A 15,126-nucleotide genomic window follows, 5' to 3' on the forward strand; every position below is an offset into this window, starting at 1 on the left:
TATTTAATATGCTGGGATTAAGAACCGTAATTTATAAAGTTGGCGACCTAAATAAGGCCAAACAATGGTATTCAAAAGCTTTTGAAACTATGCCATACTTTGATGAGCCATTTTATGTCGGGTTTAATATTGGTGGCTATGAACTCGGACTTTTACCTGAAGAGAAACCAACGACCGAAAAGAACGATAGTGTTCTGGCCTATTGGGGAGTTGATGAAATAGAAAAGGAATTTAACCGATTGATGGAATTGGGAGCGGTATCTCATGAAATACCGACCAATGTGGGTGGAGAATTGATGGTTGCTACATTAAAAGATCCTTGGGGAAATATTATTGGACTCATTTATAATCCTGAATTTAATTTAGGGAAGCAGATTTAACGACCTGTTTAACCATTACAAATCATAATAAACAAATACTTTATGACTACTCTATTTAAACTGAAACCCATCTTAAGATTAGCAACTGCTTCTCTTTTAACGTTAACCTTCTTAAATTTCGGCTATGCCCAAACAATCGAACCCGAATTTGGGAAAGAGACCGATAATTGTACCTCAATTCTGGTTGGCAAACTTGCTTCAGCCGATGGATCGACCATCACTTCTCATACCTGCGACAGCAGAACTGACAGGACCTGGGTAAACATCGTCCCGAATATGAAACATAAAAAAGGGGCCTTGACCAAGGTTTATGTTGACCCTAAACTTACAACAATGCCTGATCAATTGGATAGAAAAGTCAGCGTTGAAATTCCACAGGTTAACGAAACTTATGCATATTTTAATGCAGCTTACCCGATTATGAATGAACATCAGTTGGCAATTGGCGAATCTACCTTTGGAGGAAACAGAATGATGCAAAGCGATTCCGGTAAAATTGATTGCCCCGAATTGTATCGTTTGGCACTTGAAAGGGCTAAAACTGCGCGTGAAGCCATTCTTATCATAGATGAACTCACCAAAAAGTATGGTTATAACGACGTTGGCGAATGTTTTACTTTTGCCGATCCAAACGAAGTTTGGTATTTTGAGATAATCGGCCCCGGTAAAGACAAAGTTGGGGCAGTTTGGGCCGCTGTTCGAATTCCTGACGATCACATCAGTGTAAATGCAAACGCAAGCCGAATCCGAACACTTAACCTCAACGATCCTGATAATTATATGGCAAGTGATAATGTTTTTTCCACAGCCGTGGAACTTGGATTATGGAATCCTGAAAACGGACAGCCATTCGAATTCTGCTATGCTTACGCAAATAGAAACAGTATGGGATGTCGCCGCCGGGAATGGAGGGTACTCAGCCTTGTTGCTCCTTCACTCAAACTCGATGCAAATGCTGAAAACTATCCCCTTTCGGTTAAACCGGAAAAGAAATATTCAGCACAGGATGTGGTAAATATGTTTCGCGACTACTATCAGGATACCCCTTATGATATGAGCCGAACCATGCTAATGGTTGATAAAGAGGGAAAATCAGTAAAGAGCCCTATTGCAAACCCCTTTTTAACCACTGAACTTAAGCAACTCTTAAATATCCAAAACGAACGGACCATTGCCTGCATTCGTGCGACTTATGTTCAGGTCACCCAATCAAGAAGCTGGTTACCCAATGATATTGGGGGCGTTGTATGGTTCGGTTATGACAATCCTGCAGCCACCCCGCATACTCCCTTTTATATCGGGAACACGACCATGCCAGAATCTTATATGATCGATGCCAGAACAAAGTTTAATAAGGAATCGGCATGGTGGGCTTATCGGGTCGTTGCTCAATTAGCTTTGTTCAGATGGCAGGATATGATCGTGGATATTAGCCAGGTTTGGAATGAAATAGAGGATAAAGCGTTTACAAATCAGGCAAATGTTGAAGCGGAAGCACTGGCCCTTTATAAGAAAAATCCGAAAGCAGCAAAAGACTTTTTAACCAGGTATTCAAACGATATGGCCAATGATGCTGTGGGCAAGTATTGGCACCTTTACGAAGCACTCTGGACCAAATATACCCAGCGGTTTTAGTAAAAAAAATAATAGGTCGATGGGTTTTCTTAAATTTCTTAAAAATAATATTCTTCATTATGCATGCATGGTTGCGGTTGCAACCATGCTATCATGTATAAATAGTTCCACACAAACCAATAATGACGCCGAAAGCCTGAATAATTTTGACTGGCTGATCGGGAACTGGATCCGAACCAACGAAATGGAACCGAAGATTACGCATGAAAGATGGACAAAGGCTTCAAATACAGAATACATTGGAATGGGATTTACGCTTCAATCTTTGGATACCATTTTTAAAGAAGAAATCAGACTCGTAAAAATGGATAAGAAATGGATTTATGAAGTTTCGGGAGTGAATGATAGCCCTACCCTATTCGAACTAAGCACCATTTCTGAAAATAGCTTTGTTTGTGAAAACGATGAAAACGAATTCCCAAAGAAAATTAAATATACATTGCTAAGGGAAGAGTTAATTGCCATCATTTCTGATGAAAACACCGAAATTTCTTTTCATTTTAAGAGGTTATCACCTTAATCGATATTCGTGCTCAACCTGCTCGGGTAATTATTTAAATCAGTTATTCCCGGAAGTTTTCTTTTTCTTCTTTTTTGGTTTAGGCTCAGGAAGTTCTTTCACGGTAATCCTGACTAATTCGCTTAGCCATTCACGATCCTCAATTTTATCTTCGATTAAGAAACTCAATTTTGCTCCGGTATACGGTGGTGCCTCAACAACATTCCCAATAAATGCGCTTCCGGCTTCAGTTGGTTTTATAAATAGTTGATTGTCGCAGATAAGTGCAAAAATCTTCCCATCAGAATAAACTCCATATTCTCCGAACATTTTTTTAGCAGTGACTTCACCTGCATTTTCTATCTGATCCAAAACAAAGTCTACAAAATTTTGATCTGATGCCATATCATTTATTTTAAATTTTTTATTGAAGATTTTTAAATAAAGAAAGTGTTACCTTAATTAAAAAAGGTATGAAACAAAACCATCAACAATCCAATCATAAAAATAGTGGTAAAAATTTCTTTATTATATCGCGCCAGCCAATTGGGAAGGTAAATATCAAAATTGGCCTTTTGGGAATCAGAATATTTCCGGGCAACTACCGTAAGCGGGCACGACATTTTAAAAATTAGAAGTACCAAAGCTTCCAGAAAAACCGAGATTATGGCAATCCATGTCAGAAGGTTTATTTCATTGAAAAAACCACTATAAAAAACATAAAATATAACCGTAACAAAAAAAATCCAGATTAAGGTATGGATTGATTTAATGAGAACTAATTTATTCATCTGATTGGCACGTATTTTAGGATTATACTATTGCCTGAAAACAAGCAAAATTATTCATTTACGAATATAAAGTTACGGGGCCGATCAATCCCATTGGGTTGAGTGGCTGATTTTTTCGGGCAAGGTTGGTCCAATACTGTGCAATCGGATTATCGGTCAAAGATTTCATATAATTACCCATCTCTATAATTACTTTAATTTCAAAGTCGTTTATTCCCGTTTTTAAAAAACTTTTAATCGGATAAATACGGTTTCCATACCATCGTATACCGCAACTTTGTCCATTCACCTTTAATTCTGTAACTCCATAAGCTACTCCAATATTTATATAGTCAGGAATGGTCTGATCAATCTCAATCTGTTTCCTGTACACTACAGTTCCTGAAAAATGGGCGTATTCCGGTATTTCCTTCAGATCTTTGAGTAATTCCAGTCTGGTAGGGTCAACGAATTCTCCACGACAATGAATAAATTCAAGCTCCCAGGCACCTGTAACCTCTTTCTGGGTTTTGCCAGATACTGGCTTCTGACACCAATCATCTCCCCTGTTTTCCTTGTCAAATACGATGATGATCGATTCAGCAGGCCCAAGATTTAGTTCAAATTTTCCATCCTTACCGATTTTTATGCGATAACGCTCGCCACTTTCAGGGTCCCACACCCATCCGTGCCGATGACCGGTAATTTCTTTTGAAAATATAATACTTGTATGCTGCGCATTTTGCACATGACTGTTTGCAAAGAAGAAGATTTCCTTGCCATCATCACTCCGGTAACGATTCTGCATTAAAAACCGATCCGGTTTTTCAATTTTCAGATAATGCGGAATGGTATATTTGATCATTGCTTCACGATACCATTCCAGGAACCTATTATCTTCAGGCTTCTTCAGCAGAATAAACCTGTCGGAGAAAGCTTTTAACTTTTCAACCCAATCCAAAACTTCCCTGTCACGTTTTCTATAATTGCTTAATCCCAGTGATTTTTCAGGAAATTTTCCGATACAAAAAATCCTGCCACCCTCTGCGACAAAGTCGTACAACTTAGCAAGCGTTTCGGGATTCATACCTGAAATTTCTGCAAGAATAAGGGTTCCGAATTTTTTAGGGCCAAAGCAGAGCTTCCCATCTTCTAAAGTTGATTTATTAATGATGATCTCCGAGGTATAATCCGCAGCCCCACCGTTTTTATTTATAGATTCCCAAAGCAGCGAGGTATAAGGGATGTTGAGTCTTTCAGGAAATGGATCGGTTTGCACACCTTTTTCACCCCATAAATCATAATTGGCAGGAAGAATGGCGATATCGGTGTACATATCCGTATTTTGCAAAAGTGCAGATATCCTTGCTTTATAACTGTTCAGATACTTAAAGTAAGGCCACCAGTTATTTTTTTCATTATAATAGGAACCGTATTGAATCCATCCGGGGTAAGGTGCTTCCGGTGGCGAATAGTTAAATCCGTGCCAAAGGGAGTGGGTAATACCTGACATTATACTTTGATCGGAACCCGTTTTTAATCGCTCCAGTGAGGTATTGAACACCAGATATGTATTCGTCATCTCTTCGCAGCTAACCACTCTGGTTCCTTTCAGGTGAGCGGCTGATGAAATATATTTATTAATCATCGTATAGGCCCTTCCCCGACGGTAATCATCGTCGGGCATTTCTTCGCCCACACGGTGCTTAAGCCAGTTTGTGGTCCAGGACTCCCCTTCGGGAATATCGTAATCAATGCTGGTTTCGAGAGGAAAAAAGCCCCGGCCATAAGCCTGAGCCCTTGATTTAACATTTTGTTCCCTGCACCATTCGAGGTAGGTTTGTGTAAATCGTTCATCAAGCAGTTCTGCTTTTGTCAGTTCAAAGTCAAAACGGACACGGTAAATTTTCCCGGTAAAATCTGATGTTTTAGCCGCACCATATTTCTCATCAATCACTGCGCCCAACCTGCCAACTTTAAACATGATAAAAGGAAGCCAGTCCATAATATCATACCCACGGCGTTTTGCAAATTCAGCTGCGAAGTCGGAAGTCCAGTTGCACCCTTCCAGTTCCATTGAATCGGTAAAAAATGCACGGAGGTGATTTGAAAGCGGACCTGTTTTTTCCTGAATGGTATCCGACATGTGGTCGAGGTACTTTCTCACTGCCGTCTTATCCATGTGATTAAGTATCGGACCCGCAGCACCCGGCGCTCCATTGATGACACTTGCGAAGGAGCTGACTTTTACAAGCGCATAAAATACATGTTTGCCTGCCGGTACCTCAACACGGATGTGTTCATCATTTCGCTTGTGCGAAAGTTCAATTATCTGATCCAGAGCACTCATAGGATCAGGAACCATCTTGAGCGAAAGAATTTCAAAAGTACGCTCATGACAGGGCACGGTTACACCGGGATCAACCTTTTTGAAAATATCGGATCGTAAAATTTCGTAATGAGCAGGACCTTCAATATTTTCAGCATGAATGATCACAACTTCTGCACGCTCATCCAGACTGAGTGTTTCAGCTCCGAAAGGCCAGCCTGATCCAACAATCAGATCGCAGGTCATTCCCAAATGTTTGGCCTCGTCAAAAGTTACCTGTAACATTTCAATCCATTCGTCGCTTAACCAGGTAAGGGAGGGAATCCCCAGATCGTCACCTTCTATGCGCGATTGAAACGCTATCGGATTTATCTCAACACCGCCAATTCCGGCTTCTTTTAACAGGTGTAATTCCCTGATCAGCTCATTTTTTTCTATTTTATTTCCATTCCACCACCATCGTACGAAAGGCTGGTATTGTGAACCCGGATTTTTGAAGAGTTCGTACAAATCAACCTGATCATCCTGGCTTTTTTCAATAAATGGTGTACTTGCAAAAACAGGCAATCTGTTAGCAACCAATGCTCCACCTATATATAAAGCACTCTGAACGATAAATTTTCTCCGCTTCATGAATGGGAAGTTTAAGCCCGTTTTGACTACTTGCTAATATTCACTTTTGTTGAATTATAGGAATAAACCGGATCTTTTTTCTTTCCGGGTTCCGTAACTTTAAGTGAGGTAAATGTAGCATCCTGTACATCATCGAGTACAATGGCTGTTCTGTATTCAGCTTTATCCGCAACGAGCGTAACATGATCGAATATGATATGATCGGCATGCCTGATGTAGAATCCCCATGCAGGAAGCTCTTTAAACATCGAAAATTCAGGATAACTTGCAGCCATCTCGGGTACTTTATCCAATTCGTCCAGACCCAGTTTTGCATAATTAGGATCACTTCCGCCAGGATAATGAATCTCAATGTTCCGTAAAGTGACATTTGTAATATTCACATCCTCAGCCCCTACGATGGAGGCAGGTGAAATATTTCTGGGAAGATCTTCAACCGGGCCTTCATAACTGTATCCTGCATCGGCTTTGGTTGCGGGAACAGTTGCATATACATTTGAGATGCTGATATTGTTCATTCTCCCTTTCTTTCCGGCAACCCGCTCCCCTATGCGAAGAAAAATGACATTACCGGTATTGATCGATCTTAAGCTGTCGACTACAATATCTTCAACAAAACCCCCATCTACCGCCGCAAATGTAATCGCTGACCTATAAGTGTCATAAACTAAATTATTGATGATTTTAATATTTTTAAAACCACCTCTTGAGGCGGTGCCAAATTTGATCCCATTGGCACTGGTACGCACTACATTATTGTAGATATATACATTTTGACACACAAAATCGGCACTGTGCGATTTAAGGCAAATGCCGTCGTCGGCAGCATCAAAGTAACTGTTTCTGACGATGACACTATCGCAATCGACGATATCCACCCCATCATTGTTCCAGTATGATTTACTATCGACTGTAATTCCATCGATGAGCAGATTTTTACATTGGTCGTATTGTTGATTCCAGCAACCCGGATCTTTGAGAATGATTCCCTGAATCGTCACGTTTTTGCATCCTTTGAAGTAAATATTTTGTGGACGGATGCTTTCTCTGGGCCGATCGTAAATCAAATTCTGAGGATCTTTAATAATTCCTTTATGCACCATCGCAAGGATATTGTTTGCCACCTTGTATCCCTGTCCATCGATCACCCCTTTTCCTGTAATCGCAATATTTTCCTGATCATGAGCAAAGATAAGTGCCTGCCACGATCCTATTTTTTCATAATCGAACGGATTAGTCGAACCTACAAGGATTGCACCCTCTTCAAGATGAAGGGTTACATTCGATTTTAGATGAATGGTACCGGTAAGATATCTGCCGACATACAACATTAATCGCCCCCCTCCTTTATGATGGATATAGTCAATTGCGGCCTGAATTGAGTTTGTGTTCAGGGTGGTTCCGTTCGACTCGATCCCAAAAAGTGAAGCTTTATAGTCCTGTGCCTGCAGAAACACAGAAATGGATAGCAGCATCGCTATCAGGACGAATTTTGATGTTTTAAATTTTTCCATAATTTTCGCTTGATTAAAAATTCAATAAGTTGGATGAAACGCCTTGTTTGGGGCAACTAAATTTAGAAAATATTAATGGGTTTTCAAAACAAACTTTTGTGGGTCGATGGTCCCGAATTTTCGTGGCCACCGAGTGGGGGAATAAGACTTCTCTATAGTGCTAAAAGGATTTCCCTGCAGGGGCTGGATTATTTTTTTTACTGTTCTTTTTCAATACTTCGACTAAATGCTCAGTATCAAAGCCAAACCAAAAACATGAAAAAACGATGCTCCCTACACACATACCCAACACTCGCCCGCCGTTTTTTCTGGCCTACGCTTTTTTTCTTTATATTTAAAACACGTGAAGCGGAATTTGTAATTCCGCTTCAACCATTTAAAATATCCACTCCTACCTATTACAATATTGAATTAAAAACTTGCCTGCTGCAGGCAGGTTCAATAATTAAGAAAGCGCCATTACAAATGACGCTTAGCTTACTCTTTTATATTCCGCCTAACTGGGCTGCGCCAATGAATAACCTGCTCGTCCCGCCATTTGCCAGATTGCGTATAATTGGTAACAGTATTTATTTAATAATCCATTTCCTGACCATTAATTTTCGCTTTATCAAGCTTCTTTATCTGATGCAAACATTCCCCACATTGTTCCTGAACAAATCCAACATTCGGCGCCAACCAAATACTATGTTCTTCATCAACCAATCCCGGAACATCATAAAAAAATTGAAAACAGTTAATGAACTTTGTATCATTAACAATAATGGTATCAGTTTTACTAACTAATTTAACCTTATAGGAATTATAATTCCAGGTATCGTTAATATTTGCAGATAAGTTAAATTTTACCGATTCATTATCTTCATATTCAATCACATAAACTTTATCATTCTCAATCCGATAATAGGATGTGTCATCCTGGTATTGAATCGAATAATAAATTTTGTCCCCAATATTTTTTGTCCCAACGACTTCCTTTTTTGTTAAATAATCGAGTTGCCAGTAATTACCAATCTCAAGAGGTAAATAAATATTTGTCAATGAAATAGCATCCTTATTTTTCTCACAGGATACTATAAAAATCAATGCAATTGCAAATAGCAATATCGTTTTTACTAATCTCATAATTTTAAGTGTTTATACATATCACTAATAGATGCTAAACCCTCATCATTGGTTGCTTGCAGGATTCATAATTTATCAACTTTTAAACTATTAGGGTCTCTTGGGAATGCTAACACGACGGTTCTGAAGTTTAAATGCTGCCGAGCGGGGGAATGAGACTTCTCTAAATTATAAATGAGAGAAGTCAAAATCAGAAACGAGAGAAGTGTAAAATAAATTAAGACTTGTGTTATTTTTATCTGGCGTGCATTTGCCTTTCTGCCCAAGCGACAGTGCGGCTCACCCATGCTGCAATTTGTTTCTGCACCAAGACTTATGTTTGGTGGACATACGATGCCGGTTTGGCTATGAAACGTGGCGGATTTTCCGCGAGCTTCGCAGTCCGGCAGGACGAGAAGCTAGAAGGAAGATCCCACGTTTCAGCCGAGTAAAAACCCGCCATGTTTTATGAGCCGTTGTTATGGGCTGGTTTTTAATATTTCAAGGATATTTTAATAAAATAAAGCATTTGATTATTTTATGCGTTTAAATTCCTTCCCATAAATTCCTGCGGTTGATATGGTACTACCTTCAGTCCAAATTTTTCCATTTTTATCAATTAATTTGTTGGGAGGTGTTCCAATAACTAAATGGTCATCTTCTTGGTAATAATTAATAGCAATACCCGAACCTCCACCTCCCAATTTAGAGGAAAATATATACATAAGGCTGAGAGATAAACCGTCACTTGAATTATTTAAACTTAAAGTTGCTTTATCTCCATCTCTTAATACACCAGGGAAGTAATCACCTTCAATTGTATATTCGCCATTATTTTGAGAAATTTTTAACGTTGAATTATCTGTGATTGATATCCAAGAACCAACTAATTTATTTAAATCGAATGATTCAAAATTTTTAATTCTATTAGGTCTGAAAGGGATTAAATTTGTTTCAGTTAAACCTTTTGAGTCGGTTAATGATTGACCTTTTTTTTGATTAGATTGTTGTATATTCTCTGATATTGCTGCTTTCTTTGCATTAGTTGACATTTGTTCTAATCGCCAGCCATCGTTGTATTTGACAAATGTTGCTGTTACATTATTGGTTTTTCCAATGCTTATATCATAATAAATTTCACCTGCGGGAGTTATTTCAATAATTTTTTCAGAATATTCAACTTCAGCAGTATTTAGCATGGGAATTTCTTTTATTCCTAATATTTTGTCAAAATCTACTTTTGCAATTGCCATTATGATAAATTGATTATTTATTTTTCCTATTTGGTATTGACTTCCAAATTCGGTTAATTGTCCGTAGCACCCGTAACCTCTTGTTCCCGGAGGTATATAATTATATGTTGCTAATCCTCTTGCAGAAAGAAGTTTCAACTCATTTGGAACAGACGGGCTTAGACTAAAATCATTTAGCTGGATAGTTGAAGTAGCATATCTTGTATATTCATTCTTAAGTAATTTTTTTGCCTTAGAATTTGAAAGCTTATCATTATTGCAACTACCCAAGAATAAAAATATTATAAGAGTAACCAATTGAATCAGATACATTTTTTGATTTTTCATATGATTTAAGTATTAATTCTTCCTACTCTTATGGCTTTTCGGTTTCGCCCCGTTTTGTAATTGGTCTCTGGACTCCAAATCATTAAAGAAATGTTTCTCATATTTTAGTGTGTCAACCTTTCTTAAAGGTTGAATTTTTTAAAACTTGCCCATAACGGTTTAGGCTATGAAACGTGGCAAAATTTCGGAGCGCTTTACTTTCCGCCGGAAAGTGAAGTGTGAACGAATTGCCCACGTTTCTGCCGAGTAAGAATTTGCCATGTTTTATAGCCGTTGTTAGGCACAGTTTTTATATTAATTCTGCAATCAATTTTTCACAACCTCTAATTAAATCTTCAACTTCATCTTTAGTAGGTTCTCTTTCTTTAGCATGAACGCAAAGATTTCTGATATCTCCTAATCGCTGAATCAATCTCCAAGTTGTTAAGTCAATCGATTCTTGTTTCTTTAATTCTTCATTGAAATCAACAATTGTTGGGTTTGGTTTTCTGAATTTTAGATTGTGATTTTTGCAAACTTTTTTCAAATGACTTTCTAGAGTTACACCAGCAAGTGCACCTGCGACCCTAATATGTTTCTTTTTTAGTATATCTTTTGCTGTTTCCAATTCATTTTCGAATAGTTCAGATTGTAATATTCCTTCGATGTCTGCAAGTTTTGAGTCAATAATGTCCAAACATGAATTAAGTATTTCAATTTGCTGTTCCATTTTTGAAGAGAAAGCATTAAATGGATTTACAACTTCAGTTTTTTTCCCAACCTTTCGTAATATTTAATCCTAAAAAATAATCAGATATTGTATAAGTCAAATATGAAATCTCTTTAATATTTCTCTTTTCAATGATATATAGTTTTTGAAATTCATCAACTCTATCTGGCAACAATTGTCTAAGTGTGGGTAATGATTTTGAATACCATTTATGATAGGCTGTCTTTGTTGTTATAAGTTTTTTCTTAAATAAGATAAAATCTTCCAACTTTTTTAAATGTTCAACATCCTTACTTGATAGTTTTTTTTCTATCAGTGCTTCATTGTAATACAAATATCTTCCAAATTGAATCAATTCAATTAGTTCATTTTTTATTGAGCTTTTTTTGTCATTCATTGGAACGTTTTTTTAAATTGTGCCTAACGGTTGACAATATGAAATGGTTGGGTTTTCGGAGCGCGTTCGTATCCACCGTTGGAAAAAGTTGATGCGAGAACCAAACGCTCGTAAACCACTGAACTCCAACTGTTTTATATTGTGTGTTGTACGCTGGCCGTTATTGTTTTCTAATCTATTTGTCTCATTTTTAACGCACTGTCTCTCAGTCTGTGCGCTGGAGAGGGACGGGCTTGAAGGCTCTTTTGGCATTTTTGGATTGAGGGCAAGCCTTGCGGGAATGCCAAATGTGCCTGAAAGCGCAGGGAAGGTGCGGGCTGATATGTATAAATATCTATTTGTCATCTAATTATTTAATGGAAAAATTTCTCTAAAATAAGTCTCGCTATTAATATCTATTATTTTATCCCTGCATTTTACTAAATCTGTATTTGAAATATTTAAGATTTTATTATTTAATTCATCTATAAGTTGTGCATTTTTAGAAACTTTGTTTTTTCTAGAATCAATCTCGGATAAAGTAATCTGCTCAATTTCATTCTCAAGATTTTCAACGATTTTTTGTGATGTTTCGATGCGTTTTAGACGTTGATTTATAAAATAGCTTTTAAATATCGGTGTTTTGACCTTTAAAGGTTTTCCTTTAAGTTCAGGATATTTATTTTGTAATTGTTCAACTTTTCTTTTTTGAAGTACACCAATCAAGTTCTTATTTATTTGAAGTTCTTCACCCTTCAGCTCAGGATAATTATTTAATATAGACTCAATTTCTTTATTTAAGTGTTCAATTTTGCCAAGTATCAGTTTTTCATCCTGTTTTGCTTGTGAAAGAAGATTATTTAATTGTATAGTGGAGGATTTTAAAAATTCTGGATTCCTAATAAGTTCTGTTAAAAAAGCAGAGTGCTTATCAGTAGTTGTTGTGATTAAAATGTTTTTTATAGCTCTTGTGACACCTACATAACAAACGCGTCTTTCTTCCTCTAACTGGTTCTCACTTTGTGGATTATCATATTGAGACAAATTAAAATATACGACATTTGTAAATTCTTTGCCTTTTGTTGAGTGTATTGTTGTTAATTGTACTTCATTATTGTTTATTTCAGTAGTGACATTTCGTTCATAGGGCTCGTTTATCGAGTTATAGATTTGTGAGTAAAAATCAGATATTGAATTAAATAGCTTTGAGACAGACACTATAACTTCAAGCAAAATATCATCACCTGCTTTTTCAATCTCATTAACAACGAGTGATTGGTCTTTGTAATATGCTTTGAAATTAAAAGTGTCGAAAATTGCTGTTACTAATTTCTCAGGTGTATCTAAAGAAATACCAACCTTTGATTTAATTGCAATAATTTGTTCAATAAAATTTCTGACATTATCCTTCCTCCATTGTTCATGAGGTATTTCATGTAGATTTATAAACGTATCCCAATTTGTTGCATGTGATATTAATTCATTAGTAAAATATTTATTCGGTCTTTTTAGAATTCGCTCAAAATTTTCATTTGTAGCATCGTTTGGATGCAATAAAACAGTTAAATAAGCATATAAATCTTTCCCGGGATTTTTTGCAAATAGTCGATAGTTATTAATTGGAGTATGAGGTATGTTATAACTATCTAAAAGCATTGCTATCGGAAATTGAAATTCATGAAACCTATATAATACTGCAAATTCTTTCCAATTTATTTTTAACTTTTCTTTTTGTTCTCTAATCCAATCAACTGCTTTAACAGCCTGTTCATATAGATTGTCCGCTATTTCAATTTGAAATTCTCCAATTTCGGCATTAAGTTTTGGATTGATGTCTTTTGGAACTCTACTTTTATTATTTTGAATTAACCAACTTGAATGTTTTACTACCTTTTTGGTACAACGATAATTGGTAGATAATGTATAATCTTTCGAATTCACATACCGCTGAGGAAAATTTAATATGTGTGAAATTTTTGCTCCACGCCAACCATAAATCATTTGGTCATCATCCCCAACAATGAAAAGATTATTATTGGGTAAAGATAAAATCTCCATTAAAAGAAGCTGTGCTTCGTTCAAATCCTGAAATTCATCAACTAAAATATATTGAAATCTATTTTGAAGACTATTCCTTGCTATTCTGTTATCTAGCAGAATTCGCAAGGATAAATAAATCATGTCATCGAAATTGAAAAAATTATGATTCTTTTGAATTTCTAAATACTTGTAGAAGATGTCATCGAAGGCAATTATATTATCATCAAGTTCCACACTAATATCATGCACTGGGATGAGTTCCATCTTTGCTTTTCTAAGTGCTTCAAGCATCTTATCAATGGTGTCATTTACTTTATAGCCAGGCACATTAATAAACGGCGTATAAGCTTGTCTAATAAAATTTCTAGTATCTAAAATTTCTCTTTCACCATTGAATTGCCATCTTAAATAATCTCTAATCAACTCAAATCCAAAAGAATGAAATGTCCTGATTGATACTCCGGCTTCACTTAGTTTCTTTGATATAATTATGCCTCTTTTATCCAACCTTTCAGACATTTCATCAGCAGCTTTTTTATTAAATGCCAAAGCAAGAATTTTATTTTCATCAATTCCTTCATTTATTAAATGAGAAATACGATTTACTAATGTTTTTGTCTTTCCAGAGCCAGCAGGAGCCAAAACTCTGCTTGGCCCTGTGATATGAGTTAAGGCCATTTTTTGGCTATCGTCCAGATTACTATCAATTGATTTTGCATTTCTTGTAATTGGAACATTTAAAGATTGCTCAATTTTTTCAAGACAATTAGAAGGAGAATTAAATATTTCAGAACCAGTTAGCCTTAAAATACGAATTCCGAATTTTTGTAATTCCTTATCTCTTTCGAAATCCTTATTAGGATTGTGGTATTCACGTCCATCACATTCAACAATTAATTTTTTATCTCCCCTTTCAACTAGAAAATCAACATAATGTCGGCCTAATTTTACTTGTGCTTTATATGAAATATTATTTTCCTCTAACAATTTCTTAGTAATTAATTCAATTGGAGTATAATTAATGTCAACATCTAATGAGTTTGAAATTGAATTATAAGTAATATTGACCTGACTCAACAAGGAATAAATTTGCTCAATAAACAATAGTCTAAGAATCTCTTTAGAATCTGTGTGTATTAAACTACTATTTATTTGAATGTTGGCATACTCATTTTTATCAATGGATGTAAAAAAAGCTATGGGGATATTTTTATAGTAAACTGGATATATTAATTTGTTAACGATTTCCTCAACAACTGTTTTGAATGTATCAATATCCAAATCCTGAAAAAAAACAAAGAACTCAAAATTAATTACATTAATATCAGGAATTTGAGACCCTCTGCTTATGTCGGAAGATTTTATAAATAACTTAGTAATACCAACGCTATCAAGTGATTCGCTGAACTCTCCAACCTGATTTGAAACAGCATTATAAAATGAAATTCCCTTTTTACGGTTTAAAAAGTATTCTATCCTATTGAAATAATTAGCAAACATTATAAATCAGATTTTCTATAAAAGTAAATTAATCAAGTTAGAAATCAGCGTGCGTTG

The 15,126-nt window shown here is 36.1% G+C and carries 12 protein-coding genes; 3 read left to right on the forward strand and 9 right to left on the reverse strand.

Annotated features, from left to right (window positions below; all coding sequences use genetic code 11):
* Positions 1-8: 8 nt before the first annotated feature.
* Genes KKG99_13845 through KKG99_13855 form a run of 3 tightly spaced genes read left to right on the forward strand, consistent with a single transcriptional unit; the run spans position 9 to position 2,535 of the window.
* The gene (locus KKG99_13845; GenBank protein ID MBU1014077.1) at positions 9-380 is read left to right on the forward strand and encodes a VOC family protein; all 372 of its coding nucleotides are present in this window, start codon (positions 9-11) and stop codon (positions 378-380) included.
* 42 nt (positions 381-422) lie between these two features.
* Positions 423-2,015, forward strand: a complete 1,593-nt coding sequence (locus tag KKG99_13850; protein ID MBU1014078.1) for a C69 family dipeptidase — start codon at positions 423-425, stop codon at positions 2,013-2,015.
* Positions 2,016-2,034: 19 nt separating this feature from the next.
* Entirely contained in the window at positions 2,035-2,535 is a 501-nt protein-coding gene (locus tag KKG99_13855; protein ID MBU1014079.1) for a hypothetical protein, read from the forward strand.
* 39 nt (positions 2,536-2,574) lie between these two features.
* Here the strand turns inward: KKG99_13855 and KKG99_13860 are convergent, their stop codons facing one another.
* The 9 genes from KKG99_13860 to KKG99_13900 form a co-directional block, all read right to left on the reverse strand.
* Positions 2,575-2,919, reverse strand: a complete 345-nt coding sequence (locus tag KKG99_13860; GenBank protein ID MBU1014080.1) for a TfoX/Sxy family protein — start codon at positions 2,917-2,919, stop codon at positions 2,575-2,577.
* A gap of 53 nt (positions 2,920-2,972) precedes the next feature.
* On the reverse strand, positions 2,973-3,305 hold the full coding sequence (locus KKG99_13865; GenBank protein ID MBU1014081.1) for a hypothetical protein: 333 nt from the start codon (positions 3,303-3,305) through the stop codon (positions 2,973-2,975).
* Positions 3,306-3,363: 58 nt separating this feature from the next.
* Positions 3,364-6,246: a glycoside hydrolase family 2 gene (locus KKG99_13870; GenBank protein MBU1014082.1), complete on the reverse strand. Its 2,883-nt coding sequence runs from the start codon at positions 6,244-6,246 to the stop codon at positions 3,364-3,366.
* Positions 6,247-6,272: 26 nt separating this feature from the next.
* Entirely contained in the window at positions 6,273-7,760 is a 1,488-nt protein-coding gene (locus KKG99_13875; GenBank protein ID MBU1014083.1) for a glycoside hydrolase, read from the reverse strand.
* 573 nt (positions 7,761-8,333) lie between these two features.
* A complete protein-coding gene (locus KKG99_13880; protein MBU1014084.1) occupies positions 8,334-8,885 on the reverse strand; it encodes a hypothetical protein in 552 nt (183 codons plus the stop codon).
* A gap of 512 nt (positions 8,886-9,397) precedes the next feature.
* Positions 9,398-10,444, reverse strand: a complete 1,047-nt coding sequence (locus KKG99_13885) for a hypothetical protein (protein MBU1014085.1) — start codon at positions 10,442-10,444, stop codon at positions 9,398-9,400.
* Positions 10,445-10,733: 289 nt separating this feature from the next.
* Entirely contained in the window at positions 10,734-11,153 is a 420-nt protein-coding gene (locus tag KKG99_13890) for a hypothetical protein (GenBank protein MBU1014086.1), read from the reverse strand.
* 34 nt (positions 11,154-11,187) lie between these two features.
* Positions 11,188-11,550 (reverse strand): hypothetical protein, encoded by a 363-nt coding sequence (locus KKG99_13895; protein ID MBU1014087.1) that lies wholly within the window; start codon positions 11,548-11,550, stop codon positions 11,188-11,190.
* Positions 11,551-11,895: 345 nt separating this feature from the next.
* A complete protein-coding gene (locus KKG99_13900; protein ID MBU1014088.1) occupies positions 11,896-15,069 on the reverse strand; it encodes a UvrD-helicase domain-containing protein in 3,174 nt (1,057 codons plus the stop codon).
* Positions 15,070-15,126: the final 57 nt, after the last annotated feature.

Source organism: Bacteroidota bacterium (assembly GCA_018816945.1).
GTDB lineage: Bacteria > Bacteroidota > Bacteroidia > Bacteroidales.

What these genes read in the sequence shown, in the direction of transcription:
- KKG99_13850 (MBU1014078.1), top strand. Translation starts at nt 423, where the DNA reads ATGACTACTCTATTTAAACTGAAACCCATCTTAAGATTAGCAACTGCT.
- KKG99_13865 (MBU1014081.1), bottom strand. Translation starts at nt 3,305, where the DNA reads ATGAATAAATTAGTTCTCATTAAATCAATCCATACCTTAATCTGGATT.
- KKG99_13880 (MBU1014084.1), bottom strand. Translation starts at nt 8,885, where the DNA reads ATGAGATTAGTAAAAACGATATTGCTATTTGCAATTGCATTGATTTTT.
- KKG99_13900 (MBU1014088.1), bottom strand. Translation starts at nt 15,069, where the DNA reads ATGTTTGCTAATTATTTCAATAGGATAGAATACTTTTTAAACCGTAAA.
- KKG99_13885 (MBU1014085.1), bottom strand. Translation starts at nt 10,444, where the DNA reads ATGAAAAATCAAAAAATGTATCTGATTCAATTGGTTACTCTTATAATA.
- KKG99_13890 (MBU1014086.1), bottom strand. Translation starts at nt 11,153, where the DNA reads ATGGAACAGCAAATTGAAATACTTAATTCATGTTTGGACATTATTGAC.
- KKG99_13860 (MBU1014080.1), bottom strand. Translation starts at nt 2,919, where the DNA reads ATGGCATCAGATCAAAATTTTGTAGACTTTGTTTTGGATCAGATAGAA.
- KKG99_13845 (MBU1014077.1), top strand. Translation starts at nt 9, where the DNA reads ATGCTGGGATTAAGAACCGTAATTTATAAAGTTGGCGACCTAAATAAG.
- KKG99_13855 (MBU1014079.1), top strand. Translation starts at nt 2,035, where the DNA reads ATGGGTTTTCTTAAATTTCTTAAAAATAATATTCTTCATTATGCATGC.
- KKG99_13870 (MBU1014082.1), bottom strand. Translation starts at nt 6,246, where the DNA reads ATGAAGCGGAGAAAATTTATCGTTCAGAGTGCTTTATATATAGGTGGA.
- KKG99_13875 (MBU1014083.1), bottom strand. Translation starts at nt 7,760, where the DNA reads ATGGAAAAATTTAAAACATCAAAATTCGTCCTGATAGCGATGCTGCTA.
- KKG99_13895 (MBU1014087.1), bottom strand. Translation starts at nt 11,550, where the DNA reads ATGAATGACAAAAAAAGCTCAATAAAAAATGAACTAATTGAATTGATT.